Origin of the sequence: Bordetella genomosp. 6, from assembly GCF_002119705.1 — a bacterium.
In the GTDB taxonomy this organism is placed as follows: Bacteria; Pseudomonadota; Gammaproteobacteria; order Burkholderiales; family Burkholderiaceae_B; genus Bordetella; species Bordetella bronchiseptica_F.
This window is the reverse complement of the sequence record NZ_CP021107.1, coordinates 4,336,832-4,363,376: the sequence shown is the minus strand read 5'-3', so window position 1 is coordinate 4,363,376 and position 26,545 is coordinate 4,336,832. Positions and strand designations below refer to the sequence as shown.

At 72.3% G+C, this 26,545-nt stretch carries 22 protein-coding genes; 6 read left to right on the top strand and 16 right to left on the bottom strand.

Annotated elements, in window-relative coordinates; genetic code table 11:
- Positions 1 to 9: 9 nt before the first annotated feature.
- Positions 10 to 1,044, top strand: a complete 1,035-nt coding sequence (locus tag CAL11_RS20480) for an AraC family transcriptional regulator (RefSeq protein WP_244172854.1) — start codon at positions 10 to 12, stop codon at positions 1,042 to 1,044.
- Here the strand turns inward: CAL11_RS20480 and CAL11_RS20475 are convergent.
- The 16 genes from CAL11_RS20475 to CAL11_RS20400 all read right to left on the bottom strand — a co-directional run bounded on the left by CAL11_RS20475 (position 1,041) and on the right by CAL11_RS20400 (position 18,830).
- Complete coding sequence (locus CAL11_RS20475; RefSeq protein WP_086094058.1) at positions 1,041 to 1,760, bottom strand: type II secretion system protein; 720 nt, start codon at positions 1,758 to 1,760, stop codon at positions 1,041 to 1,043. The two genes, CAL11_RS20480 and CAL11_RS20475, sit on opposite strands and share 4 nt — an antisense overlap.
- Positions 1,757 to 2,968, bottom strand: a complete 1,212-nt coding sequence (locus CAL11_RS20470) for a type II secretion system protein (RefSeq protein WP_086094057.1) — start codon at positions 2,966 to 2,968, stop codon at positions 1,757 to 1,759. The genes CAL11_RS20475 and CAL11_RS20470 overlap by 4 nt, the downstream gene beginning before the upstream one ends.
- On the bottom strand, positions 2,965 to 4,005 hold the full coding sequence (locus CAL11_RS20465; RefSeq protein WP_086094056.1) for a type II secretion system protein: 1,041 nt from the start codon (positions 4,003 to 4,005) through the stop codon (positions 2,965 to 2,967). Before CAL11_RS20465 ends, CAL11_RS20470 begins: the two co-directional genes overlap by 4 nt.
- Positions 3,998 to 6,253, bottom strand: coding sequence for a hypothetical protein (locus CAL11_RS20460; protein WP_244172852.1), 2,256 nt, complete (start codon positions 6,251 to 6,253; stop codon positions 3,998 to 4,000). Before CAL11_RS20460 ends, CAL11_RS20465 begins: the two co-directional genes overlap by 8 nt.
- 8 nt (positions 6,254 to 6,261) lie before the next feature.
- On the bottom strand, positions 6,262 to 7,515 hold the full coding sequence (locus CAL11_RS20455) for a type II secretion system F family protein (protein ID WP_033470207.1): 1,254 nt from the start codon (positions 7,513 to 7,515) through the stop codon (positions 6,262 to 6,264).
- Entirely contained in the window at positions 7,512 to 9,137 is a 1,626-nt protein-coding gene (locus CAL11_RS20450; protein ID WP_086094646.1) for a GspE/PulE family protein, read from the bottom strand. Before CAL11_RS20450 ends, CAL11_RS20455 begins: the two co-directional genes overlap by 4 nt.
- Positions 9,138 to 9,204: 67 nt before the next feature.
- A complete protein-coding gene (locus CAL11_RS20445; RefSeq protein ID WP_244172850.1) occupies positions 9,205 to 10,632 on the bottom strand; it encodes an ExeA family protein in 1,428 nt (475 codons plus the stop codon).
- The gene (locus CAL11_RS20440) at positions 10,619 to 11,533 is read right to left on the bottom strand and encodes a tetratricopeptide repeat protein (protein ID WP_086094054.1); all 915 of its coding nucleotides are present in this window, start codon (positions 11,531 to 11,533) and stop codon (positions 10,619 to 10,621) included. The genes CAL11_RS20445 and CAL11_RS20440 overlap by 14 nt, the downstream gene beginning before the upstream one ends.
- Positions 11,530 to 13,167 (bottom strand): pilus (MSHA type) biogenesis protein MshL, encoded by a 1,638-nt coding sequence (gene mshL, locus CAL11_RS20435; RefSeq protein ID WP_033470213.1) that lies wholly within the window; start codon positions 13,165 to 13,167, stop codon positions 11,530 to 11,532. Before mshL ends, CAL11_RS20440 begins: the two co-directional genes overlap by 4 nt.
- A 13-nt stretch (positions 13,168 to 13,180) precedes the next feature.
- The gene (locus tag CAL11_RS20430) at positions 13,181 to 13,942 is read right to left on the bottom strand and encodes a type II secretion system protein (protein WP_033470215.1); all 762 of its coding nucleotides are present in this window, start codon (positions 13,940 to 13,942) and stop codon (positions 13,181 to 13,183) included.
- A complete protein-coding gene (locus tag CAL11_RS20425) occupies positions 13,939 to 14,541 on the bottom strand; it encodes a hypothetical protein (protein WP_033470217.1) in 603 nt (200 codons plus the stop codon). The genes CAL11_RS20430 and CAL11_RS20425 overlap by 4 nt, the downstream gene beginning before the upstream one ends.
- A 25-nt stretch (positions 14,542 to 14,566) precedes the next feature.
- The gene (locus CAL11_RS20420) at positions 14,567 to 15,076 is read right to left on the bottom strand and encodes a hypothetical protein (protein ID WP_033470219.1); all 510 of its coding nucleotides are present in this window, start codon (positions 15,074 to 15,076) and stop codon (positions 14,567 to 14,569) included.
- Positions 15,073 to 16,443, bottom strand: coding sequence for a hypothetical protein (locus tag CAL11_RS20415; RefSeq protein WP_033470222.1), 1,371 nt, complete (start codon positions 16,441 to 16,443; stop codon positions 15,073 to 15,075). Before CAL11_RS20415 ends, CAL11_RS20420 begins: the two co-directional genes overlap by 4 nt.
- Before the next feature lie 4 nt (positions 16,444 to 16,447).
- On the bottom strand, positions 16,448 to 16,954 hold the full coding sequence (locus CAL11_RS20410; RefSeq protein WP_033448142.1) for a hypothetical protein: 507 nt from the start codon (positions 16,952 to 16,954) through the stop codon (positions 16,448 to 16,450).
- Between the two features lie 6 nt (positions 16,955 to 16,960).
- A complete protein-coding gene (locus CAL11_RS20405; protein ID WP_033470224.1) occupies positions 16,961 to 17,755 on the bottom strand; it encodes a type II secretion system protein in 795 nt (264 codons plus the stop codon).
- 34 nt (positions 17,756 to 17,789) lie between these two features.
- The gene (locus tag CAL11_RS20400) at positions 17,790 to 18,830 is read right to left on the bottom strand and encodes a type IV pilus twitching motility protein PilT (protein WP_086094053.1); all 1,041 of its coding nucleotides are present in this window, start codon (positions 18,828 to 18,830) and stop codon (positions 17,790 to 17,792) included.
- Positions 18,831 to 19,063: 233 nt separating this feature from the next.
- On the opposite strand from CAL11_RS20400, the gene CAL11_RS20395 reads away from it, so the two are divergent.
- The 5 genes from CAL11_RS20395 to CAL11_RS20375 all read left to right on the top strand — a co-directional run bounded on the left by CAL11_RS20395 (position 19,064) and on the right by CAL11_RS20375 (position 26,521).
- Positions 19,064 to 19,906 (top strand): prepilin peptidase, encoded by an 843-nt coding sequence (locus tag CAL11_RS20395; protein ID WP_244172849.1) that lies wholly within the window; start codon positions 19,064 to 19,066, stop codon positions 19,904 to 19,906.
- 149 nt (positions 19,907 to 20,055) lie between these two features.
- Complete coding sequence (gene tssI, locus CAL11_RS20390) at positions 20,056 to 22,419, top strand: type VI secretion system tip protein VgrG (protein ID WP_086094052.1); 2,364 nt, start codon at positions 20,056 to 20,058, stop codon at positions 22,417 to 22,419.
- Between the two features lie 16 nt (positions 22,420 to 22,435).
- A complete protein-coding gene (locus CAL11_RS20385; RefSeq protein ID WP_086094051.1) occupies positions 22,436 to 22,849 on the top strand; it encodes a DUF3592 domain-containing protein in 414 nt (137 codons plus the stop codon).
- The gene (locus tag CAL11_RS20380; protein WP_086094050.1) at positions 22,846 to 25,470 is read left to right on the top strand and encodes a DUF2169 family type VI secretion system accessory protein; all 2,625 of its coding nucleotides are present in this window, start codon (positions 22,846 to 22,848) and stop codon (positions 25,468 to 25,470) included. The genes CAL11_RS20385 and CAL11_RS20380 overlap by 4 nt, the downstream gene beginning before the upstream one ends.
- Positions 25,460 to 26,521: a pentapeptide repeat-containing protein gene (locus tag CAL11_RS20375; RefSeq protein WP_086094049.1), complete on the top strand. Its 1,062-nt coding sequence runs from the start codon at positions 25,460 to 25,462 to the stop codon at positions 26,519 to 26,521. Before CAL11_RS20380 ends, CAL11_RS20375 begins: the two co-directional genes overlap by 11 nt.
- Positions 26,522 to 26,545: the final 24 nt, after the last annotated feature.

Sequence of the window (26,545 nt, the reverse complement as noted above, 5' to 3'; positions counted from 1 at the left end):
GCATTTTCCTTGTCCCGTCCGCTTCAGTTCGCGCCCCTGCACGGTGCGCCGTGGCTGGCCGACGCCCGCGAGCCGCTGCCTGCGGCGCGGGGCCGGGCCGATGGCGCCGGCCTGGCGGCCAACGACGCGCTGGCCGGCGCGGCGTTCGACAGCGCCGCCTACGCGGGGTCCGACGACGCCCTGGCCGCGCTGGCGGCCTGCGGTTTGCTGTCCATGCGCGCGCACCGCGCCGACGGCGCGCGGCGCGTGCGCATCCACGGACAGGCCGGGCCGGGCGCCGCCGCGCTGGATTGCCAGGCGGGCGGCTTCAGCGTGGCGCGCGATGCCGTCGCCATCGCCCGCGATGCCCGCCGGGGCGTGCTGGCCGTGGCGCTGCGCGCGGGCCATGTGCGCCTGGCGCAGGACGGCGACGTACAGGCCGCGGCCGCGCCGGGCGACTGCCTCTTGCTGGACCTGGCGCGCCCCTGGCGCCTGGACGCCTGCGACGATTTCGCCGGCTGCCTGGCCTGGACCGAGGGCGCGGGGCAGCCCGCCTCGGCGGGCACGGTGGCCCCGGCCGCCAGCGTGACCGCGCGCCGGCTGGCCGGCATGCTGCCGGCGCTGGCGGCCGGCCCTTTGTCCGATACGCTGCTGCGCGGCCTGCGCGACACGGTCGTCGCCGGCCTGGCCCGCGCCGATAGCCTCGCCCAGGGCGACGGCCGCTGCTACCCGCTGGCGCAGATCCGCGCCTATATCGACGCATGCCTGCACGACCAGGGCTTCGGCTACGAGGACGTGTGCCAGCGCTTCGCCCTGTCGCGTTCGACCCTGTTCCGCCTGTTCAAGGCGCATGGCGGTTTCGCCCGCTACCTGAAGACGCGCCGCATGCAACGGAGTTTCGATCTGCTGACCTCGGAGCGAATGCGGCATGACAACGTGACGGTGGTCTACCTGTCGTGCGGCTTCGACAACGCCCAGCAGTTCAGCCGCGCCTTCAGCGGCGTGTACGGCGTGGCGCCCAGCGTGCTGCGCCAATTGACGCGCGAGCGGCTCCACGCCGCCTAGGGCATCAACAGATAACCCGTCATGGTGGCCGCCTGGCCGTTGTCCAGGTCGGCTTCAGTCTTGCTCCAGGGCGCGCCGTCCTGGGTCAGGTCGCCGGCGCGGCTGTTCTCGCGCAGCCGCCCGAAGCGCGCGTCGATCTGGTTGTCGACCTGGCGATCCAGCATGGCCGCCAGCTCCGGCGTCAGGCGGCGCAACTCCATCACATTGCGCGTCACGGCCTGGTAGGTGGTGGGCGTGGTGGCGGCTTCGGACCAGTTGGCCGCGCGCAGGCACACCTGCAGCTCCTGCGGCAGGCCCTGGCTGTCCTGGTACACATAGCGGTCTTCCAGGCCGGGGCCGCGCCCTTGCGGCGGGCGTATGCCCGCGCGCAGCATCAAGGTGCTGAGCTCGGGATTGGTGTCGGTATTGCACAGAGGCCGGTCCAGCGCGGCGTTGACGCGGCCGGTCGGGTTGGCAGGATCGTCGCCGGGCGGCAGGCCGGTGGCGGCCACGTACTGGCTGTAGGCCATGGCCCAGGGCTGCACGAAGTCGCTGATCATGCGCTGGTTGACGGCGTTGCGGTAGACGTCGCGCCCCACCGTCACCGCGCCGATGATGAGCGCGATGATGACCAGGACCACGGAGATTTCCACCAGGGTGAAGCCTTGCTGGGCGCGCGCGCGCCGGACGGAGTTGCGGTTTTGCATGGATGGGCCAGGGCGGACGCGCCGCCTCAATACAGGAAGACGCCGGAGCGCGCGGCGGCCAGGCTGTGCGCCTGCACGTTCTCGTTGAGGGTGATCAGCTCGTCGGCCAGGCTCTCGGTGGCGTCCTTGATGCGGGCCAGCTGCTTGACCAGGTCGTCGGCCTCGATGGCCACCGCCGCCGACTTGGCGGCGTTGGCGATGGCGTGCGCCTCGGCGGCGATGTAGAGCGGGATCAGGTATGACTGCACGCCGAACGACCAGAGGGTCTGCGAGGTGGAGTTGAGCACGCCGGCCGTGCCGGTCAGCACGCCCACGCCGGCCTCGACCGCCTTGGCGTCGGACAGCTTCTTGGACGCCACCGCCAGCTGGTGCAGCACATCGAGCTGGTAGTAGTAGTCGCGGGTGGACTGGGTCAGCATGTGTGCGGCCAGCGAGACGTTGGCGTGGGCGCGGGCGCTGGCCGACATGGCGTCGCCGCAGCGCAGGCGGTCCCACAGTTCGCGCGGGCTGGCGCTCAGGCCGGCCGGCTGGTCGCTGACCGCCGAGGCGCCGCGCGCCGGCGCGAAGGCCGGCCCGCGCGAGATGCGGCCATCGCCGGCGGCGCCGGCGCCGTGCCCCGCGCCCGGCGCGACCGGCAGCGCCAGCGCATAGGCCTGCAGGCGTTGTCCGCCCGCGCCGGCGGCGCCGCCATCGATGTGCAGGCGGTCGGCGTGGTCGGCCGACTTCATGGCGGCGTTCAGGCGCAGGCACAGGTCCTGGCCGCGCGGTCCGGGGCTGTTGACCGGATCGCCGTCGAAGCTGTCGAGCATGCGCAGCGGCTGCTGGTGCGCGGCCATGCCGGTGCGCAGGGTGGCCAGGATGGGCGTGGCGGCGCTCAGGTCGATGGCCGCGGCGCCGCGCAGGACGCCGTAGCGGATCTGGCCGGCGCGCGGCTCGGGCAGCCCCAGCGTGGCGTAGGGCAGGTAGCCGCTGGCCTCGCCCGCGCCGCAGTTTTCCATGCCGGCGGTGTTGCTGGCCGGGCAGGGCAGGCGGGCGTGCGCCAGCGCATAGCCGAGCAGCGCGCGGTCGGCCCGCGCCAGCAGGTCGTCGACCTGGCCGGCCTGGGTATTGCGGCCGCTGAAGTCGATGAAGCGCCACAGCGCCACGGTGATGATGCCCAGGATGACCAGCGAGATGGCGGCCTCGACCAGCGAGAAGCCGCGCTGGCGGCGCGCCGGGCGCAGAACGTGCGTGCTCATGGTTGCAGGCCCCTGCCCAGCACCCGCTGGGCGTTGTCGATTTCGTTGCGCGCGTAGTCTTCGACCCGCGCCTGGTAGACATGGGTGGCGGCGCGAAACACCAGGGCCCGGCCCAGCGCTTCGTCCTTCTTGTCGCGCGTGTCCGAGGCCGACTTGAGCGAGTAGCCGGCGGCGGCCAGCACGGCGGTGGACTTGCCCATGCTGAGGACGGCCGAGGCGGTGCCGATGGTCATGCCGGCGATCATGGCCGCCGAATGCGCCACCTGGTAGGTGGCGAGCATGACGGTGAGCTGGGCCATGCTGACCTGGTAGTCGGCGTAGTCGCGCTCGGCCACGCGGATGTCGTAGTGGCGTTCGCTGTAGGTGGCGTACAGCGCCGCGATGGCGCGCAGGTCCTGCGCGGCGAAGGCGCTGTGCGCGGCGCCGGCGGCGCGCGCCAGGTAGGCGGGGCAGTGCAGCTGGGCGGCCAGTTCGCCCACCCCGGTTTCCAGGCGCAGCGGCGCCGCGCCCTGGCCGTCGCCCTGCGCCGACACGGCGTAGGCATGCGGTGGCGTCGCGGCCGCGCCGTCGGCGCGCTGCAGCCGCACCAGGTCGGCGCAGAAGTCCAGGTCGTTGCGTTGCGTGCGGGCCAGCTCGGCGGTCGGCAGCGCCGGGTTGGCGGGCGTGAAGCTGACCGCGGCCGGGCTGGCCAGCGCGCCGCGCACCTGGTAGCCCAGCCGCGGATCGGCCGCCAGGCCCAGCGTTTTCCAGGGCAGCAGCGCCTGCGCGCCGCCGGCCGCCGCGGCGTTTTCCAGCCCGTCGTTCGAGCCGGGCGGCGCCGGCCAGGGCAGGCGGCCGTGGCTTTGCACGAAACCGGCCAGCGCCTGGCGCGCCTGCTCCAGCGCCGCCTGCTGCGCGGGCGCGCCGCCGGCCTGGCGCAGCACCGGCAGCAGATTCCACAGCATGACCCCGAACAGGCCGGCCACGGCCAGCAGCGTGGCCGCTTCCAGCAGGCTCCAGCCGCCCTGGCGGCGGCGCGTGGCGGTGCGCTCAGTCATTGCGCAGCTCCACCGGCGCGGTGCTGCCGTAATGCATCGAGGCGTTCATCAGTTTCTGAGCCTGCTGCCAGGGGTTGTAGAGATTGCCGTCGTAGTCGTCGGCGTGCTCGCCATCGCGGGCCGCCTCGCACACGGCGCGCGCATTGGCCTTGTCCTTCTCGAGATCGCGTATCTGCTGGTCCTTGTCGGCGATGTCGGCCTCCAGCGCCGGGTCGGCGTCGGCGATGTGCTTGTAGTCGCGGCTTGCCTTGTAGTACCTGTCGATCAGCGCGGCGCACATGTTGAAGATCGCCGGAGTCTTCTGGCCCGTGCAGTAGGCGAAGTAAATGATGGGCGGCGGCGACGGATCCGCGTCGGTGGGCGGCTGCGGCTTGGAAATCTCCACCGAGTCCGCCCGCGACAGCAGCGCCGAGAAGGCCTGCCGCGCGCTTTTGCGCTGCGTGTCGCGCTGCTTGAGCAGTTCCTGCTTGTCGCGCTTTTCCTGCTCCAGGTCGCGCTGCTTCTGTTCTTCCTTGGCCAGCTGCTCGACCAGCCGCGCGCGCACGTCCAGCCAGTATTCCTTGCTCATTTCGAACTGCTCGGCCGAGGCGCCATCCGGCTTGATCACCGCCTTGTCCTGGTCGATGTCGTCGATCTGCTTGCGCATGGAATCCATGCCCTTCTTGCTGTCCTTGATGCGCTGGTCGATGCTGTCGATCTCGCTCTTGACGGCGTCGTAGGCCTGCTCGGCGACGATGCGCGCGGCGGTGATGCGGGCGATTTCCTGGCGGTGGGTTTCGCTGCTGCCCTGGCGCGGCTCGTTGCGGAATTCCTTCTCGGCGTCTTCGATGATCTTGCGCAGCCGCGCCATTTCCTCGCGGTTCCTGGCCAGTTCGGCGCGGTTCTCGTCGGCCTCGCGGCGGATTTCGTCCTGCTGCTCGGTGATGGCGTCGACCATGGAGCAGATGGCCGGGTCCTCGGAGTCGGGCGCGCCGTACTTGCCGTCCAGCTTGGAGGTGGCTTCCTTGACCTGGGCGTCGGCCAGCGCGATGGGCGCATACATCGACGCGTGCATGGCCAGCGCGGCGCTGGCCTGCACCAGCGCGACCTTGGCGGTGGTGAGCGCGGCGGTGTGGATGGGAATCTGCCAGCAGAAGCCGGGCGCCAGGATGATGCTGGCGCAGCCGGCCACGGCGTTGCCCAGGAACACCGAGCTGACCGTGATGTTGCTGACGGCCGTCTTGATGGCCGCCGCATCGCCCAGCAGGCCGGCCGTGTTCAGGGCATAGGCCAGCAGCACGCTGGTGCGCGCGCTGCCGGCCGAGTCCACGTTCTCGACCCGTTGCGCCACCACCTGCTCCATCGCGGCGCGGCTGGCGGCCATGGCGTCCAGCGAGGCCATGACCGGGGCGCATTGCAGCGTGCGCGCCAGCTGGGCGGCGCCGGCCACGCGCACGCGGTCGCCGTATTGCGCGTCGTGCGCGCGCGCCGGCCATTCCAGCGTATTGGCGGCGGTGGCGTTGGCGCCGCCGAACAGGCTGGCGCCGCTGCCCTTGCCGGCGATCGCCAGCCCATAGGCCACGTTGACCACGCGCCCGCCGGGGTCGCGCACGTACGCGGCCGCGGTCGTGCCGGCGCGCGCGTCGGGCGTATGGAATTGCCAGGTGTCGGATGTGGCGGCCGGCAGCTCCAGCGGCGAGATGGCATGCAGGGCCTGGCACAGGTCGGCGGTGCTGTTCTGGTCGCCGTCGCGCACGTAGTAGTCGCCGGCCGCGGGGGCCGAGGGCTTGTACTCGGGCCGCTTGGCGCGGTAGCGGCTGTCGGCGTCGGGCGCGCCCTGGCGCGCCAGGTCCACGCCGGCGGCGGCGTCGCGGTAGACCAGGTAGCGGATGGCCGGCGCCGCGCCGTCGGGGCGGCTGGCCTGCAGGTCGGGACGCAGCGCCAGGGCGCCGTGCTGCTCCAGGGTGCGCATCGGCAGCCAGCCCTTGCCGTTGGGGTTGGCGCCGCAATCTTCCTGGCCGTCGGCGGTGCTGGCCGGGCAGGGCAGGCGGCCGAAGGCCGAGGCGTAGCCGTCGAGCAGCTGCCCGGCCCAGGCCAGGGCGGCGTCCTGCTGGCGCGCCTGGCGCGACTCGGCGCCGGCCTGGATGAGCAGATAGCCGGCCGTCATGGCCAGGCCGATCACGGTGATGAGGACGGCGGTCCAGACCAGGCTGATGCCGCGCTGGGCGGCCGGCCGGCCGGGCGGCGGGGAAAGGCGTGGGGCGGACATGGGCGGGCTCACATCGGACGGGCGGCCATCGATTGGCGCACCAGGTCGTAGACCGGCAGCAGCAGGGCCACGATCAGGAGGGTGAACATGGCGCCGGCGATCAGGATCACCAGCGGCTTGATCACTTCGGACAGCATGGCGATGACGCGCGCCAGCCGGGTGCCGTATTCCTTGGCCAGGTAGCTGAGCTGGCGGTCCAGCGTGCCGGTTTCCTCGCCGACGGCGATCATGCGCATCATGATGGGCGGAAAGCCGCCGACGTGGCGCATGGCGGTGGAGATGCCCTCGCCGCGCTCCATGATCTGGCGGATCGCCACGATGCGGTCGCGGTAGTAGTCGTCGCCGATGGCGCGGCCCAGGATGGACAGGCTCTTGACGACGTCCAGCCCGGCGTGGATGAGGATGGCCATGTATTCGGCGAAGAAGGCCAGGCCCGACGAGGTGACGATCACCTTGCTGACCGGCAGCCGGTGCAGCAGGTAGAAGCCGGCGCGGCGCATCGGCCTGAAGTAGCGCCAGGCCAGCCACAGCGAGACGAACAGCGCCGCCATGCCCAGGGTGACCTTGCCGAAGTGGCGCGTCAGCCAGGCCGCGCCATCGAGCACGGCGATGGTCAGCGCGGGCAGCTTGGCGTTCATCTGCTGGAACAGGCCGACGAGGTTGGGGATGACGTAGTGGATCCAGAACCCGGCGGCGCCGAAGATGGCCAGGAACACGAAGGCCGGGTAGATCAGCGCCTGGCGCGTATCGGCCTTCATGGCGGCGATGCGTTCCAGGTGCTCGGCCGATTCCAGCAGCATGCGGTCCATCGAGCCGGTTTCGTCGCCGATCAGGATGAGGTTGCGCACCGTCTCGGGAAAGATGTCGGGCTGGCGGCCCACCGCCTCGCTGATCGGCGCGCCGGCGTCCAGGTCTTCCAGCAGGCGCTTGCCCACGCGCGCGACGTTGCTGCGCTTGCTGGCGTTCTCCTCCGAGACCGTGCGCACCGCTTCCAGCAGCGGGATGCCGCTGCCGGTCATCACGGCCAGGTCGCGCAGCATGCCCGACAGTTCCTTGGGGCGGATGCCGGGGCGAAACACGTCGGAGACGCTGCGGTGCGCCTCGGCGGCCCAGCGCGGCATGCGCCGCAGCCGCACCACGGTGGCGCCGTATTGCCGCTCCAGCCACAGGCGCGCCGAGGCGTCGCGCTCGACGCTCAGCTTGACCAGGCCGCTGCGCAGCTTGCCGTTGGGCAGCAGCAGGCGGTAGTAGTACAGGTTCATGGCGCCGGCCCGTCCCCGACCACGCGCAGCACTTCCTCGGCGGTGGTCTGGCCGCGCCGCACGCGCTCGCGCGCCAGCTCGGCCATGCCGCGAAAGCCGCGCGCATGCGCCAGCGAGCGGATGGCCTCGCGGCCGGCGCTGTCGGCGATGGCGTTGGCCAGCGTTTCGTCGATTTCCAGGATCTCATAGGCCGGCAGGCGGCCCAGGTAGCCGGTCTGGCGGCAGCGGTTGCAGCCCGCGCCGCGCCGGCCGGTGGCGTGCTCGTCCACGCCGAGCCAGGCGCGTTCGGCCGCCGTGAAGGCCACCTCGGCGGCGCAGAACGGGCAGTTCTGCCGCACCAGCCGCTGGTTGACCACCACCAGCAGGTTCTCGGCGATCGACTGCGAATCCAGGCCCAGCGGCTGCAGGCGCGGCACCACGCCGAAAACGCTGGTGACGTGCAGCGTGGACAGCACCAGGTGGCCGGTGGCCGCGGCCTCGACCGCGGCCTGCGCGGTTTCGGCGTCGCGCATTTCGCCCAGCAGGATCACGTCCGGATCGTGCCGCAGGAAGTGGCGCAGCGCCGTGGTGAAGTCGTAGCCGGCGCGGCGGTTGACCTCGGTCTGGCCGGCGCCGGGCACGCGGTATTCGAGCGGGTCTTCCACCGTGAGCACGTTGCGCTCGATCAGCGACTGCATGCGCAGCGCGGCGTGCAGCGAACTGCTCTTGCCCGAGCCGGTGGGCCCGGTGATCAGCACCAGGCCGTTGGGCTTGGCGAACAGCCGTTCGAGCCGCTCGACGTCTTCGGTGAAAAAGCCGAGGTCGGCCAGGCCGGACAGGTTGTTGTGCTCGGGCAGCAGGCGCATGACCATGCGCTCGCCGTGTTCGGTGACGATGGTCGACACGCGGATGGTCAGCGCGGCGTCGAGGATGTGGGCGCGGAAACTGCCGTCCTGCGGTCGGCGCTGGTCCGAGATGTCCATCTCCGCCGTCAGCTTGATGTAGCCCAGCAGGCGCTGCAGGCTGGGCGGCAGCGCCATCATGGGGCGCAGCACGCCGTCGACGCGAAACAGCACGTGCAGGCTGTTGGCCTCGGCGGTGATGTGGATGTCGGTGGTGCGCTCGCGCACCGCCAGGTGCAGCAGGTAGTCCAACACCTTGTCGGGGCTGAAGGCGTGGTCGGGGTCGTCGGAGAGGCGGCGCACCTCGCGTGCCAGCAGGCTTTCCAGCGGGTTCTGCGCGAAGTAATAGCTGTGGCGGATCAGGCGGGTGACCAGCGAGAACTCGGCCTGCATGAAGCGGCAGCGCAGGCTGGTGCGCTGCAGGACCAGCGCCGCCACGCGCGCCGGCACCGCCTCGCCCAGCAGCACCTGCAGTTCGCCGTCCTGGCGGCGCAGGGGCAGGAAGTTGTGGGTCAGGCACAGTTCGCGGTTGAACATGGCCAGCACCTGCGGGTCGGCTTCGGGCAGCACGTCGCCGGCGACGAACTCGATGCCTTGCAGTTCGGCCAGCGTGGCCACCACCACGCGCTCCTCGGCCAGGCCGTTCTGGATCAGCAGGCGGCTCAGCGGCAGCGGTTCGACCGTGTGCTTCTGCTCGGCATACAGCAGTTGCACCGGCGTGAGCAGCCCGCGTTCGACCATCAGGCCGCCCAGCGTCGTGCTGGCGGGCTGGCCGGCTTCGGCGGCGGGCGTCGGGCTCAAGGTAGTTTCAGTCATGCGTAACGGGTTCCTCGATCGGGGCGGCCGCCTCGGCGGGTAGCGCCAGCGCGGCCAGCAGCAGGGTGGCCGGGTCGGGGCTGCCGGTGGCGGGCAAGGCGTGGTCGCGCTGGAAGCTGGCCAGCGCCTGGCGCGTTTGCGCGCCGTAGATGCCGTCGGCGCGCGCGGCCAGCAGGCCGGCCGCGCCCAGGCGTTGCTGCAGGGCCCGCACCGAAGGGTGCGGGCCGCCGCTGGCGAAGTCTTCCGGGCGCCAGGGGGCGCGCCAGGCCAGGTCGGTGCGGCCGTCGCGTTCGCGCGCGCACAGGCCGGCGCGGCCTTGCGCCAGCGCCGCCACGCCGGCCGGCGCGTCGGGCACCCACAGCAGGCGGGCGGCATCGGCGCCTTCGGCGGCCAGCGCGGCCAGGCACGCGTCGAAGGCGTGCGCCGGGGCCGGCGCGGCCTGGGCGGCGGCCGCCGCGGGGGCGCTGGGCGCGGCCCGCCATGGCCCGGCCGCGTAGAGCGCGCCGGTGCCCAGTACGCCGGCGGCCAGGGCGGCCGCGGCCATGGGCAGGCGCGCGCGGCGCGTGGCGCGCGGCGCCGTGGCGTGCGCCATGCCGGCCTCGGCGGCGGCGCGGCGCACCAGCGCGGCGTCGATGCGTCCGTGGCCCTGTTGCAGCACGCCGTACAGCGCGCGGTCGAGAATCTGATGGATGCGGCGCGCATTGCCGCGGCTGCGCCGGTACAGGGCCGCGACGGCGCGCGGCGACAGGTCGATGCGGCCGGCCGCGCCGCTGACCGCCAGGCGGAACGCGGCATAGCGGCCGGTCTCGGCGCGGTCCAGCGTGTGCAGGCGGATGTGCTCGCCGATGCGGCTGGTCAGCTGGCGGATCTCGGGACGGGCCAGCCGCCGGGCCAGCTCGGGCTGGCCGCACAGCACGATCTGCAGGAGCTTTTCCTGGCCGCTTTCCAGGTTCGACAGCAAGCGCAGCAGCTCCAGGCTTTCCAGGCTCAGGTTCTGGGCGTCGTCGATGCACAGGACGCACAGCGCGCCGGCGCGCCATTGCTCCAGCAAAAAGGCGTTCAGGCGTTCGACGTGGTCGGCCGCCGAGCCGTGCGCGGGCAGCCCGAAGTCCTTCAGGATGGCCGCCAGCAACGCCTCGCCCTGCAGGAAGGTGTTGAAGACCAGGCTCGTCTTGAGCGCCTGGCGCTCGGCCAGCGCGGCCAGCAGCTGGCGCAGGAAGGTGCTCTTGCCGGTGCCGATCTCGCCGGTCAGCAGGATGAAGCCCTTGCCGCTGGCCAGGCAGTGCGCGGCCTCGGCCTGGCGCGCCTGCAGCCATTCGGTATGGAAGTAGTGTTCGGCGTCGGGCGTGGGCGGAAAGGGCGGCGTGTGCATGCCCAGGCGCCGGTGCGCCGGATCGGCGAGGCCGTCAGCGTTGCTCATGGCCGATCTGCTCCTGCAGGGCGCGCACGCCGCGTGAATCGGGGTGCTGCTGGCGCAGCCGCTCGAGCAGCGCGCGGGCGTCGGCCACGCGCCCCTGGCGCGCCTCGATGATGGCCAGGTTCAGGCCGGCGTTCTCGTCGTTGGGCAGGCGCGCCAGCAGGGCGCGATAGCTCTCCGCGGCGGCGCGGTCGTTGCCGCCGTACATGTGCAGCCAGGCCTGGCGCCGCAACAGCGTCAGGCTTTCGCCGGGCAGGGCGGCGCGCAGGCTGTCGAGCTGGCGCCGCGCCGTGCCCAGGTCGCCGGCCGCGGCGGCGCGGTCGAAGGCCTCGGCCATGGCCGCCACCGCATTGGCGCTGGCCGCGCCGGCGCGCGCCGGCTTGTCCTGCACGATGAAGGCGCCGGCCGGCATGGCGGGCGGCTCCATGCGCGCGGCCGGCGCCGCGTAGGAGGCCGCCGCCAGCGCCGCGCCCGGCGCGCCTGCGCCGGGCAGCGGGAAGCCGACCGCCGGCGCTGGCGCCTGCGCCGCGGGCGGCGCCATGGCGGCCAGCTCGGCCTGCATGCTTTCCAGGCGCTCCTGGTTGGCCATCATCTGGCGAAGCAGCGCATTGAGCTGTTGCGCATCGGAGGCGGGGCCGCGCGCCGCCTGCGCGGGCAGGCCGGCCGGCGCCGCCTGCGGCGGCAACGGGCGCGCCGGGCCGGCGCCGTCGGCCAGCCCGTCGGCGGCCAGGATCCAGCCGGCCATGCCCAGGCTGGCGCCGAACACGATCGCCACCGCCAGGCTCCTGGCGAACTGGCCGCCGCGCGCGGGCCGCGCCGGCGCGCCGGCAAAGCCGTGGCCCACCGGGCCGCCCGGGCCCGCGGCGGGCGGGCCATTGCGCAATGCGTCGTAGATCAGGCTCATATCACGCGTACCCTCAGGATGATGACCAGCTCGCGGCTCTTGTGGCTGTCGCTGCGGTTGTCGAACAGCACGCCCGCGCCGGGGATGTCCGACAGCCCGGGCAGCCCCTTGTTGGCGTTGGTGAACTGCTGGTCGATCAGCCCGCCCAGCACCACGGTGTCGCCGTTGTTCAGGTTGAGCGTGGTGGTGATGCTCTTGGTGTTGATGATGGGCAGCGTCACGCTGTTGCCGTTGCCCACGTCCACCAGCGCCAGGCTCTGCGGCTGCACCTGGGTCTGCATCGGGTGCACGAACAGTTCGACCCGCCCGTCCTCGTGGATGAAGGGCGCCACGCCCACCACGACGCCGGAGAACAGCGAGTCGGTCTGCACGTCGGAGGACGAGTTCGACGAGCCGCCGCCGATGTTGTTGAAGGTGGTGCTGATCTCGGTGACGTAGCGCACGTTGGCGCCCACGCTGAGATAGGCGGGCACGCCGTTGCGCACGCGCACCGTCGGGTTGGACAGCACCTTGACCGATCCGAACGAGCGCAGGGCGTTCAACGCCACCGAGAACGTGTCGTTGGCGAAGCCGATGCCGCCGCCCACGCCGGCGGCGCTGCCGATGACCTGGGCCGGGATATTGATCGAGCGCGGCAGCAGTCCGCTGCCCGGCTGCGTGCCGGCCGGCGTGTTGGCCGTGATGGCGCCCGAGCCGTAGCGGCCCGACAGGTGGTTGGTCAGCAGGTTCCAGTCCACCCCGAACTCGAAGCCGTCGTTCAGCTCGATGTCGATCAGTTGCGCCTCGACCTGGATCTGGCGCCGTATGGTGGCCTGGTTGCGGCGGATCAGCTCTTCGACCGCGCGCACCTTGGCCGGGCGCGCGCGCACGTACAGCGAGCCGGTGGTGCGGTCCAGGCTGTAGCGGCTTTTCTCGGCCGGCGCGCCGCCCGGCACGCCCGACGACGTGTCTTCCAGCACCTTGCCGATGGCCTCGGCCAGCTGCTTGTAGGCGTCGGCATCGTCGCCGACCTTGCCGCTGAGCTTGAGGTCGCCGCGCAGGGTGCTGCTGCCGCCGCTGCTGCCGCTGCCGCCGAACACGTCGCCGCCGGTCTGGATGTCCAGCGCGGTGTTGCCGCCCAGCATTTCGACCGTGAACACGCGCTCCTGCATCAGCGACACTGTCAGCACATTGCCGTGCACCGCGCCGTGCAGATCGAACACCTGCAGGATGCGGTCGAACACTTCGCGGGCCGATACGCGCTGCAGGTACAGGCTGGCGCGTTGCGGCATGTCCAGCACCTGGGGATCGACCACCAGGTTCATGCGCAGCTGGTCGGACAGCGCCCACAGCAATTGGCCGACCTTGGCGTCGTGCATGTTGACGCTGATGATCTTGTCTTCCAGCGGGTCGTATTGCGGTGCGATCGGATCTAGTTTCGGCACGATGGGCTGGATGCGCTGCACGCGCTGGAGCATTTCGTCGTTATGGGCCAGCAGCTTGGCCGATTCCTCGGCCACGGCGTTCGAGGTGGTCTGCAAGGCCGCGTGGTCGGTCTTGGGGAAGTTCTGAACGCTGCGGGGCGTGTCGGCGCAGCCGGCCAGGGCCAGCACGAGCGCGAGGGGAGCGAGGGGAGCGAAGGATCGGGATTTCATCTGGGCAGCTGTGTCAATGCGCGCGGGCGGTAAGCCAGCCCAGCAGTTCCGCTGTGCCGACTGCCGCGACCGCGTCGCTGTTCTGGTTGGCGCGCCCGCCGGCCGGGGCGATGGCGCAGAGCGCCGCGCCGCGTGCCAGCGCGGCATGCGCGGCGGAGAAAACCGGTAGCGCGCCGCCGGCGGCCGGCGTGGCGGGCGCAATCACGACGAACGCCGGATTGACCTGCCCGGCGCTGGCGCAAGGGTCGGCCACGCCCTGGCGGGCGGTGGCCAGGCGCAGCGCCGCGCCGTCGTAGGGCATCTGGCCGGCGCGGCGCAGCGCCTCGTACAAGGCCGCTTGGCCGCCGGGGCTGTAGTCCACCGGCGCGGCGCCGGCGCTCGGGCGGAACAGGTCGGGGCCGCCGGACACGCGCAGCGCCGCGTAGGCCAGCCGGCGGCCGTTGGCGCCCGGCGCGGCGCCGGCCAGGCCCAGGGTTTCGTAGGGCAGCCAGCCCGAGGCCCGGGCGCACTGGCCGTCGGCCTGGCTGGCCCAGCCGTTGCCGGCGGTGTCGGGGCAGGGCAGGCGTTGCATGCGCAGCGCGTAGGCCAGCACCGCCTGGCGCGCCCGCTCGGCCTCGGCCTGGGCCTGGCCCTGGCTGCCATGGTTGTACAGCGCCTGCTGGGCGCCATACAGGCCCGCGCCCAGCAATCCGACGACCGCCAGCGCGATGGCGACCTCCAGCAGGGTGTAGCCATGCTGGCGGCCGGCCGCCGAGGGGCGGGCGCGGCGCGTCATCGGCGCGCCGCCGGGGTGTCGACGACGTAATCGGTACGCAGCTGCTTCTGCAGCACCGCGACTTCGTCGCCGATCTGGCGCATCGCTTCGGCGCGGCCCGGCTCGCCGGCCGGTTGCTGCTGCAGCGCCTGCAATTGCTGGCCCAGTGCCGACAGGCGCTCGGCCACGCGCAGGTTGGCGCGCAGCACGTCCAGGCGCACGCCGCCGACTTCGGGCGAGCCATGGGCCTGTTCCAGATCGCGCAGGGCGCGGTCCAGCTCGGCCAGGTCCGGGGCGGCCGCGGTGCTCAGGCGCTGCAGCGTGGCGTGCGCCTCGGCCATGGCCTGTTCGCGCGCCGAAGGGGCCGGCGCGGGCGCGGGCGCGGGGCGAGCGGCTGGCGCCGGCCGGGCGCGGTCGCCGGCGGCCCAGGGTGGCGGCGCGCTGTCGGCCGGCGGCTCGGGCAGCGCGGGCGGCGCCGGCGGTTGCGGCCGCTCGGCGCTCAAGGGCGGTTCGACCGGCGCGGCCGGCGGGGCGGGCTGGGCGGTCGGCGCGAACTGGCGATAGGCCAGCAGGCCGGCCACGGCCAGCACGGCCAGGGTGGCGTAGACGCGAATTCTCATGTCGTCATCCGGGCGCGGGGGTGGGTCATGGGTTGTCCTTGAAGGCGTGCCGCAGGGGGTAGGTGCGCTGCAGGCCGATGGTGTCTTCCAGCGTCACGGCCGCCATGTCGATGCGCGCGACGCGCGTGCCGTCGGCCAGCCGCTGTCCTTCGCGCACGTACTCGCCATCGACGATGGCCAGCCGCGCGCCGCGTCCGCCGGCCATGATCATGGTGACCACGCGGGCCGATTCGCTGGCGCCGGCGCGCCCCGGGGCCGCGCCCGTGCGCGGCAGGCCGGGCTGGGCGTCGGTGGCCAGCGCCACGTTGCGCGCCGGCGCCGCGCCGGCCGCGTCGGCCTGCGCCATCGATTGCAGGGAGGCGGCCAGCTTGCCGGTCGCCTCGATATCGCGCAGCAGCGCGGGCGGCACCGCCGCGGCCGGCGCGCGCATGGCGTACAGGCGCACCGACGGCTGCGTGGCGTAGTTGTAGGCGGCCCAGCCGCCCAGCAGCAGCCAGGCCGCCAGCGCGCTCAGCGCATAGTGGCGCGGCTTCATGGTTGTTTCCTCGCAAGCGCCACCGGCGGCGCCTGCCGCAGGTGGTAGGAAAAGAATCCGGCCGGCGGCTGCGACGAGGCGCTGGCGGCGTTGGGGTCGACCGAGGTGGCGACGTAGCCGTTCTCGCGCAGCACGCCGACAAAGCGCGCCAGCAGCGCGCCCGGCGTGCTGCCCTGGCTGCCGTCGAGCACGCCGTCGACCGCCAGCAGCCGTTCGCCCGCCGCGCCCGCCTGCTGCGGGCGCGCGGTCGTGACATGCACGCGCAGGATGCGGATGCCGCCGGCGCTGGCCGAGCGCAGCGCATTGAGCACCTCGACCGGATCGGTCTGTTCGCGCAGGGCGTCGGCGCGTTCGAGAAAGGTACGCTGCGCCGCGTAGGCCTCGGGCATGGCGCGGGCGGCGGCCAGCCGGCCGATCTCGGCGCGCAGGGGTTCGCTGTCGCGGGTTTCCTGCAAAGCCTGCTGCTGCGCCTTGCCGGCTTTCAGCGCCCAGCTGCCGGCCTGCACCGACAGCACGGCGGCCAGCGTCAGCGAGGCCACGCTGGCCCAGGGCAGGGCGCGTTCGGCCAGGTACATCAGCTTGGACGCGTTGTCGTTGACGGCCACCCGCACCGGGGCGGCGGCCACCAGCGCCGGCAAGGCGCTGTACACGGCGCGCCCGGCCTCGTCGCGCAAGGCCTCGGCCGGCGCCAGCCGCGTCGCCAGGCCGCTTTGCTCGGCGAAGCGGCGCGCCAGGCGCTCGTCCATCTCCAGGCTGTCGGCGGCCAGGCTGACAGTCCAGGAGATGAGCAGGCGCTCGACGTCCTCCGGGTTGTCGCCCACTTCGTCGCGAATGCTGGCGGCCAGGTTCAGCACCGCCGTGTCCAGGTCTTCTTCCTGGTCGCTGAAGGTGATGGCGCTGGCGTACAGCATGCGGTGCTTGGCCTGCGCCATGAAGATCAGCTGGCGGCCCAGCCGCAGCATCACGCCGCGTCCGCTGCCCACCGCCGACCACAGCAACGCCGCCAGCGGCACCAGCGGGCAATGGTCGGCCTGGTTGCCGCTCCAGGTGGTCAGGTTCTGCCAGTCGGCCAGCGTCACCGCGGTGTACAGCGCCTGGTAGCCCTTGCCGAAATGCTTGACGTGGTGCACCAGGATGCGCGATTCCTGGTCGATCATGCCGTCGGCGCGCAGCTTCTTCTCGATGACGGCGGCGGCATGCTGCGGGCTGCCTTCGAGCAGGGTCATGCCCAGGGTGGCCTGGCCGAAATCGGACACCGCGACCACCGGCCGGGCCAGGGTCGGGTAGCCGGCCTGCGTGGTCAGCTGGCCGTCGGCCAGCAGGCGCCAGGCGCCTTCGTGGTGCAGCAGAATGGATCGGATATGCATGGCGCTACCTGTCCAGGCGGAACAACAGGGTGCCGCGCAAGGTCAGCACGACGTCCGGGTTGTTGCCCGAGGTGGCGTGGAACAGGCCGTCCTCGGGGCGCGTGACCGACAGGTCGAACTGCTCGGCGCCGAACAGCCGGCCGGTGCCGGTGGAGGCTTCCCTGAGCAGGTCGTTGACGGCATGGCGCGTCATGGCCGACTGCTGGATGCTGATGCGGCGCTCGCTCCAGCCGCCGGCGGCGAAGCCGGTGGCGTCGGCGCTGGCCAGGATGCGGCGCGCCGCGTCGGCGCGCTCGGCTTCCTTGCGCGCCACGGCCAGTTCCTGCGTGGTCTGCACGCGCTGGCGCTCGCTCAGCGACAGGGCGCCGTAGGCGTGGTCCAGGTCCTGGCGCGCGCCATGGAAGCTGTAGGCGGCCGCGGCCAGCACCAGCAGCGACAGCGCGAACAACTGCAGCGAGCGCTTGCGCGACAGCTGCCAGCGCCGGCCGGAGAGTCGGGGAAATCGCGGCATGGCGGCTTACTGGTTCATCTTGTAGTGGGCGATCAGCGTCAGGACCTGGCCTTCGGCGTTGCCGGTCTCGACCTTCTCGGCGTCGCCCGTGCTGCCGTACGTCTGCGTGTTATTGCCCTTCCATTCGACGCCGGGCTGCGAGCCCGCGCCCGAGGCCACCGAGTTCTGGCGGAAGCTGCCGCCGCTGGCGTCGCCGTTGCCGTCGATGGCCGAGGACAGCGAGCGCGCCAGGTCCGGCGTCAGGCCGGTGAGAATCATCACGTTGCCCGAGCCCGAGTGCGTGCCGGGCGGGTTCCACTGGAAGCAGACCTGGATTTCCTGCGGGTTGCCGTTGGTGTCCAGGTAGACGTAGCGATCCTCATAGCCCTGGCCGCGTCCCTGCGGCAAGGTGATGCCGGCGCGCAGCATGACTTCGCGCAGCTGCACGTCGCCGTCGACCGGGCGGTCGATGCCGGGCGCCGTGCCGCCGTTGCAGATGGCCGAGGGCAGGTTGGAGATGCGGCTCATGTCGCCGCCCGACAGCGAGCCGTTGGAACCGGTGAACTTGGCGCCGTTGACCATCAGGCGCGGCGCGCGCTGGTCGTCGCCGGGCGGCACGCCGGTGCGCTGCACGTAATTGTTGTAGGCCAGCGCCCACTGGTTGACGAAGTTCTGGCGGATGCGCGTGTATTCGGCGTTGCGTTGCGCGTCGCGGCCGATCATGACGGCGCCCAGGATGATGCCGATGATGACCAGGACCACGGCCATTTCCACCAGCGTGAAGCCGGCCTGGCGCTGACGGGAGCGTTGCGGTGCGTTCATAGTAAGAGCTCTGCGTAAAAGGGAAATGGGGGGCTCACAGGCCCAGCGAACGCCGGTCCCTGGCATGGGCCAGGGCCTGCTCGGCGGAAATCAGTTTCTTGCGCAGCAGGTCCTGCAGCGCCTGGTCCAGCGTCTGCATGCCGTGGGCCTGCCCGGTCTGGATGCTGGAGACCATCTGCGCGATCTTGTCTTCGCGGATCAGGTTGCGGATGGCCGGCGTGCCGACCATGATTTCCCAGGCGGCGCAACGCCCGCCGCCTTCCTGCTTGAGCAGCACCTGCGCGATGACCGCGCGCAGCGACTCCGACAGCATCGAGCGGATCATGCTTTTCTCGCCGGCCGGAAACACGTCGATGATGCGGTCCACCGTCTTGGCGGCCGAGTTGGTGTGCAGGGTGGCGAACACCAGGTGGCCGGTCTCGGCGGCGGTCATGGCCAGGCGCATGGTCTCCAGGTCGCGCAGCTCGCCCACCAGAATGATGTCCGGGTCCTCGCGCAGCGCCGAGCGCAGCGCGGCCGAGAAGCTGTGGGTGTCGCGCCCGACTTCGCGCTGGTTGACCAGGCTGCGGCGCGACGGGTGCACGAACTCGATCGGATCCTCGATGGTGAGGATGTGATGCTCGCCCTCGCGGTTGAGGTGGTCGATCATCGCCGCCAGCGTGGTCGACTTGCCCGAGCCGGTCGGGCCGGTCACCAGGATCAGCCCCTGCGGCTGGCGCACCAGCTCCTTGAACGAGGCCGGGCAGCCCAGCTCGTCCAGCGTGCGGATGGCCGATGGAATCGTGCGCAGCACCGCGGCCGGGCCGCGCTGCTGGTTGAAGGCATTGACGCGAAAGCGCGCCAGGCCTTCGACGTCGATCGAGAAGTCCAGCTCCTGGCGCGTTTCGTATTCTTCGCGCTGGGCCGGCTGCATCAGCTGGTGGATCATGGCGCGCAGGGCATCGGGCGTGAGCGCCGCGGTGTCCTGGCGCACCACGTCGCCGTTGATGCGCAGCATGGGCGGCAGCCCCGCCGACAGATGCAGGTCGGAGGCGCCGCGCGCCACGGTCAAGGCCAGTAGTTCATCGATGGTCATGGTGGTTCGGCTACCGTGCCGGCGCGCCGCGGCGCGCCCGGATGTGTCTTGCGACAAAGAGGTCGACGCAGTGGAAATCTGTGTCAGAATGCGGCGCTCTTCATGCGTATCCCGCCCACTGCCTGGTCGTACTGAATTCTAGGAATTTCGTAATGTGACGACTTGTCAGCGCGTGCCAACTTGTTGGCATGACGTCCCAATTGTTGGCATGGCGTCTCAAACAGGAGGCGAGGATGCAAACCTGGATGGAAATCCGCCTGTCCGGCCTGGGCGGGGCGGGCTGGCTGGCCGGCGCGGCCACGCTCGGGCTGGTGCTGGGCAGTTTTCTCAATGTGGTGCTGGCGCGCCTGCCGGCCATGCTGGAATACCGCTGGCGCCTGGACGGCCAGCCTGAAGGCGAGGCCGCGTGCGCGCCGCCGCCCGGCCTGACGCATCCGCCGTCGCGCTGCCCGCACTGCGCGACGCCGCTGCGCTGGCGCCACAACGTGCCGGTGCTGTCGTGGCTTTGGCTGCGCGGACGCTGCGCGTTCTGCGCGGCGCCCATTGCCGCGCGCTACCCGCTCGTCGAGGCCGCCAGCGGGGCGCTGTTCGCTGGCATCGCCGCGCTGTACGGTCCCACGCTGCTGGCGCTGGCCCTGATGGGGCTGGCCGCCGCGCTGCTGGCGCTGGCCTGTTTCGACGTCGAACACCTGCTGCTGCCCGACTGCCTGACCCTGCCCCTGCTGTGGGCCGGCCTGCTGGCCAACGCCGCCGGCATGGGCCTGGCCACGCCGGTCCAGGCGATCGCCGGCGCGGCCGCGGGCTATGCGTTGCTGGCTGGCCTGGCGTGGGCGTTTCGCCGCCGCACCGGGCGCGACGGCCTGGGCCTGGGCGACGCCAAGCTGCTGGCGGCGCTGGGCGCCTGGCTGGGTTGGCAGGCGCTGCCGGCATTGCTGCTGGCGGCCGGGCTGTGGGGCGTGGCGGCGGGGCTGCTGGCGCGCTGGCGCCGGCGCGCGGCCTTGCAGCCGCTGGGACCGGGGCTGGCATTCGGCGCCGCCGCCTGGGTCGCGGCGGGGGCGGGGCTGCTGGCGCGCTGAGCCGCGCGAATTTGTGTGCGGCGGCAACTTGTGTAACGCCGCCCAGGGGAGGGGATGTTACCAAGCCGGCAGGGTGAAGCTTGGGCGTCATGCTGGCTTCCTAGGATCGTGCCCAACCGTTCGCGGCCCTGTCGGCCCCGGGCGTACCCATGGAGACGATCCTCGCAATGGCCGAACGCATCGTACGCGCCCTGACCCCGCTGCCCCCGCAAGCCCTGCAGTTTCGCAGCATGCACGGCCATGAAGGCCTGTCGGCGCTGTACGAATTCGAGGTGGACCTGCTGGCGGCCACCCACACGCTGGAGCTGAAATCGCTGCTGGGCAAGCCGATCTCGCTGGAGATCGAAACCGGCGGCGCGCCGCGCTACCTGTCGGGCCAGGCGACCCGCTGCGCCCTGGTGGGGCGCGAAGGCGACAGCGCACGCCAGTATGTGTACCGGGTGACCGTGCGGCCCTGGCTGTGGTACCTGACGCAAACCTCGGACAGCAAGATCTTCCAGCAGATGTCGGTGGTGGACGTGCTGCGCCAGGTGCTGGCCGATTACCCATTTCCGGTCGAGTACCGGCTGGCCGGCAGCTACCGCCGCTGGGAATACTGCGTGCAGTACCAGGAAACCGATTTCGCCTTCGTCAGCCGTCTGATGGAGCACGAGGGCATTTATTACTGGTTCCGCCACGAGTCGGGCAAGCATACGCTGGTGCTGACCGACGATATCACCCAGCACGACGACTGCCCTGGCGCGGCGCAACTGCCGTACTACGGCCCGGATCGCGCCACCGTGCCGCAGGAGCAATACGTATCGCAGTGGCAGGTGGCCGAGGAGATCACGCCCGATGGCTTCGCCACCGTGGACTACGACTTCAAGAAGCCGGCCGCCAGCCTGGACGCGCAATCGAGCAACCCGGGCGCCTACGAGCCGGGCGGCCTGCAAGTGTACGAGTGGCTGGGCGGCTATACCGAGCCGGACCAGGGCGAACGCTACTCGCGCATCCGTCTGGAAGCCTTGCAGGCGCACCGCGAGAGCGTGACCGGCGCATGCAACGTGCGCGCCTTCGCGCCGGGCTACCTGTTTACGCTGCGCAACCATCCGCGCCCGGCCGAGAACCGCCAGTACCTGATCGCGCAGGCGCATTACCGCATCCAGGAAGGCGGCTACGCCAGCGGCGCCGAGGATGCCGTCTTCGATATCGACTTCCGCGTCCTGCCGGCCACGGTGCCGTTTCGCGTGGCGCGCGCCACGCCGGTGCCGCGCACGCACGGGCCGCAGACCGCCACGGTGGTGGGCCAGGCCGGCGAAGAGATCTGGACCGACGAGTACGGCCGCGTCAAGGTGCACTTCCACTGGGACCGCTACGGCAAGAAGAACGAGAACAGTTCGTGTTGGGTGCGCGTGTCCAGCCCCTGGGCCGGCGGCGGCTTCGGCGGCATCCAGCTGCCGCGCGTGGGCGACGAAGTGATCGTGGATTTCATCGGCGGCTATCCCGACCGGCCCATTGTCATCGGCCGCGTCTACAACGCCAGCAACATGCCGCCCTGGGACCTGCCCGGCAACGCCACGCAAAGCGGCTTTCTCAGCCGCTCCAAGAACGGCGACCGGGGCACCGCCAACGCGCTGATGTTCGAGGACAGCGCGGGCGCCGAACGCATCTGGCTGCACGCCGAGCGCGACATGGACTGCGAGGTCGAGGCCAACGAGACGCACACGGTGGACGGCAACCGCACCACCCTGATCGGCGGCAACGATACGCTGACGGTCCGGGGCACGCGCACCACCACCATCGACGGACTGGACACCGAGACCTTCAATGCCGGCGCCACGCGCACCGTCACCGGCGAGGTGTCGGAGACCACGACCGGCAACGAGACGCGCACCTTCAATGGCGATGTGACCGAGACGGTCAACGGCGTGGAGACGCGCACGGTCAACGGCGACTGGAAGGAAACCATCACCGGCGAGATGACCGAAACGCGCACCGGCGACGAAACCCGCACGGTGACCGGCGCCGTCACGGAAACCATTACCGGCGACGTGACGCAGACCATCACCGGCGCGGTCACGCAAACGCAGACCGGCGCGCACGACATCACCATCACCGGCAACCAGACCTCCAGCATCACCGGCGCGGTGTCGCACACGGTCACCGGCGCGTATACCCAGACGGTCACCGATCCGGTCACGGTCAACGCCAATACCAGCATGACCGTGGTCACGCCGTCGTGGACCGTCTCGTCGGCGTCGCAGCAGGCGTTCTGGACCGCCAATACCCTGCGCGGCACGCCGGCGCGCCTGACGGTGGTCGGCGCCGCGGCCGACTTCTGGGGCGTGCGTCAGCAGGTCTATGGCGGCATCAACTCGCAGTGGTCCACCGTGAAGATCGACCTGGCCGCGTTCAAGAACGGCTCCAACGGCTTCGAGAGCGGCCAGGCCGGCGCGCAGATCAAGGCCATCGGCGCGCAGATCAAGACCGGCGGGGCGGCGGTGATCTCGCGCGTCATCAACCTCTTCACCTAGCGGGCGGCGCGACGGCATGGGCGGCACGGCATGGTGGATAGCGGGTACGCTGGCGACGCTGGCGGCGGTGGGCTTCGTGGCCTTGCTGGTGCGCGGCGGCGCGCGGCCCTACGAGGCCGAGCGCGCGCTGGCCGCGCAGCTGGCGCGCACGGGCCGGCCGGCCCAGGCCGAAGTGCTGGCGCTGGATCGCCAGCCCGGCGGCGAGCTGTACGCCGCGCCGATGAAGCTGGCGCTGCGCTACGCCGACGCCATGGGGCGCGCGCGGCAGGCCGACCTGCACGTCTACATTGACAGCGAACTGCTGGTCAATTTCATGCCCGGGCAGGCCATCCACGTGCGCTACGACCCGGACGACGCGGCGCGCATCGCGGTGGACCGCGAGCGCTCGCCGACCGAAATCCCCGCCGCCTGGCGCCGCCGCCAGCCATGAAGATCGTCAAGCCCTTGCGCCTGGGCCTGCTCAGCCGGCCCTACCGCATGCGCGGCCGCCAGCGCCTGGGCCTGGCCGTGTTCGCGCTGGCCACGCTCGACGAACAGGCGCTGCTGCAGCCCGAGGCCGACCTGTGGGCCCTGGCCGGCGAGGCGCTGGGAGAAGACGGCGTGCTCGACCTGGCCGTGCCCAAGCCGTGCGCCGAGTTCCTGGTCAGCGGCGCCGCCTACACGGCCCACCAGCAGGACCGCACGGCCTGCATGGCGCGCGTGCGCGTGGGCGGACTGGAAAAGACCCTGGCGGTGTTCGGCGAGCGCTACTGGCTGGACGGCAAGCCCACGCCGCCCGCGCCGTTCGAGGCCATGCCGCTGGACTGGGCGCACGCCTACGGCGGCCCCGGGTACGCCGACAACCCGCACGGCCGCGGCGCCGGGGACGAACGTATCGCCGGGGTGCGCACGCGCCGCCTGCCCAATGTCGAGCCGGCCCAGGGCCGCATGCAGCGGCCCGACCAGCGCCCCGAGCCGGCCGGCTTCGGACCGGTTTCGCCCCTGTGGCCGCGCCGCTTCGCGCGCGCCGGGCAGTATCACGAAAGCTGGCTGGACGACGGATTTCCCGGCTTCCTGGATACGCTGGACCCGCATTTCTTCAACGCCGCCGCGCCCGACCAATGGTGGCCGGGCCAGCCCGAACTGGCCGCGGGCGCGCCCTATGCCTTGTGGAACCTGCATCCGCGCCTGGCCTGCCAGCAAGGCGAGTTGCCGCGCTGGCGCGCACGCTGCCTGTTGCGCCGCGCCGGCGATACCGCGCTGGAGGACGTGGCGCTGCGGCTGACCACGGCCTGGTTCTTCCCCGACCGCGAGCGGCTGCTGCTGATCTACCACGGCGCGACCGACATCACGCAGGACGACGGCGCCGACATCGAACTGGCCATGCCGGCGCTGGACGCCGCCGACGCGCCGCGCCCGCTGGCGCACTACGAGGCCGTGCTGGCGCGGCGGCTGGACGCGCAGGACGGGGCCTTGCACGCGCTGCGCGACAAGGACCTGTTGCCGGCGCAGGCGCTGGGGCCGTGGGACGCCCTGCAGGCGGCCAACCCGATGGCGCAGCCCTTCGCCGTCAACCAGCGTGCGCGCGGCGCGGCGATCCGCGCGCAGCTGGGCGAGCAGGCGCGAGCGCATGGCGTCGATCCGCGGACCTACGAGCCGCCGCCGGCGTCCGCGCCGGCCGTCCCGCAATTGGACGACCTGCCGGATATCGCCCGCCACATGCGCCAGGCCGCGCAGGAGGCGCGCATCGACGCCCTGCATGCGCGGCGCCGCATGGCCGAGGCCTTGCGGGCGCGCGGCGCCGAGCTGCCGCCTGGCATGAGCGCCGACACGCTCGCCGCCGCCGCCGATGGCGCGGGACGGGGCGGCCCGCCCTCGCTGCACAACCACCCCGCGCTGGCCACGCTGCAGGAATTGGCCAGCGCCCAGCCGCTGGGCAGCGGCGCCGACCGGCTGGACGCCGGCTCGGTCGGGGCGCGCCTGCGCGAGGCGCAGCAGCAACTGGGCCGCCTGTACCTGCACGCCGCCCATCACCAGCCGCCGGCCGAGGCGGCGCGGCCCGCGCGCGCCGCGCGCCTGCGGCGCCGCGTGCAGGCGCTGATGGCGGGCAGCCGCGACCTGTCGGGACTGGACCTGACAGGCGCCGACCTGTCCGGGCTGGACTTGCGCGGGGCGCGTTGCGTGGGAACGTGGATGGAGGGCGCGGACCTGTCGGGCGCGCTGCTGGACGACGCGGACCTGTCGCAGGCCGTGCTGGCGCGCGCGCATGCCGAGGGCGGCTCGTGGCGGCGCGCCGTGCTGGCCGGCGCCAACCTGGGACAGGCGCGGCTCGACGGCGTGGACCTGGCCGCCGCGCGCCTGTCCTCGCCGGTGCTCGACGGCATCGTCCTGGTCGACTGCGCCTTGTCCGCCAGCCGCTGGAACGATTGCCACCTGGCCGGGGCGCGGCTGGAGCGCTGCCGCTTCGACCAGGCCGAGCTGGATACCGTGACGTTCTGGCAGGGCACGCTGCTGCGCGAGACCGGCTTCGCGGCCGCGCGGCTGGCGCGCGTGACCTGGCTGGACTGCGAGCTGGACGGCCTGGACTTCGCCGGCGCGCGCTTGCGCCGCTGCGCCTGGGTGCAGTCGCAATGCGGCGCGGCGCCCAATTGGACCGGCGCCGAACTGCTGACGTGTTGCGTGGTCGAGACCGACATGCCGCACGCCGCATTCGCCGGCGCCACGCTGCGCGAATGCAGCCTGCGCGATACGGTGCTCGACCATGCCGATTTCACCGGCGCGGCGCTGTCGCGCTGCGATCTGTCGCAAGCCAGCCTGGGCGGCGCCAGCCTGGCGCGGGCGCGCGCGCCGGACAGCCTGTTCATCCGCGCCGACCTGAGCGGCGCCAGCCTGGCCGAGGCCGACCTGCCCGGCGCGCTGCTGCAGAAGGCCACGCTCGTCCATGCCGACCTGCGCGGCGCCAATCTGTTTCGCGCCGACCTGGGGCTGGCCGTGCTGGACGACACCAGCGACACGCGCGGCGCCTATACCCACCTGGCCAACACGCGGCCGCGAGCCCATCATGGACGCTGAGACGCTGCGCGACTGGGTCCGGCAGGGGCGGCCGCTGATCGGCCTGGACCTGCGCGCGGCGGCGCTGCAAGGCGCGGACCTGGCCGGCGCGCTGCTGCAGGACTGCGACCTGCGCGGCGCGACGCTGGCCGGCAGCCGCTGGCGCGACAGCCGCTTCAGCGGGTGCCGCATGGACCAGGCCGATTGGCGCGGCGCCGATGTGGCGCAGTGCGCGTTCTTCCGCTGCGAACTGGCCGAGGCGGTGTTCGCGGCGGCCGATTGCGCCGGCGCGTCGTGGGTGGAATGCCGCGCCGCCGGCGCCGATTTCCGCGCCACGCCGCTGCACGGCAGCCATTTCGTGCAATGCGCGCTGGACGGCGCGCGCCTGGACCGGGTTGCGATGCGCGAGGGCGGCTTTGCCGAGTGCACGCTGGAGCAGGCCAGCCTGGCCGGCGCGGCGCTGCACCAGACGCTGTTCTTTCGCGCCGACCTGCGCGCGGCCGATCTGGCCGGGGCGCGGCTGGAGCGCGTGGTGTTGGTGGAGTGCGACCTGAGCGGCCAGCGCCTGGCCGGACAGTACCTGGGCGGCAGCCAGTTCGTCGAGGCGCGCATGGACGATTGCGACCTGCGCGAGGCCAGCCTGGCGCAGTGCAATTTCAAGGGCGCCTCGCTGCGCCGGGCCTGCCTGGCCGGCGCCAGCGGCGCGCGCGCCATGTTCGCGCAGGCCGACCTCAGCGCGGCCGATTGCAGCGGCGCGCGCATGCCGCAAAGCCTGTGGGCCGACGCCATCCTCGACGGCGCCGTCTTCAGCGGCGCCGATCTCGCCCAGGCCATGCTGCACCGCGCGCGCGCGGCCGGGGCGCGCTTTGACGGCGCGGGGCTGCACTACGCCGATTTTTCGTATGCCGACCTGCGCGACGCCGACCTGCGCGGCGCGCGCTGCCAGCGCACCCAGCTGCACCGCGCCTTGCAGGACGGCGCGCGCTGGGATTCGCGCGCCGGCGTGCTGGAGAACGACCCCGCGCTGTACGAGGCCGAGCTGTGGTCGGCCCGCCGGCGCGCCGGCCCGTAAGACGCGCGCCGCCAGACGACAAGG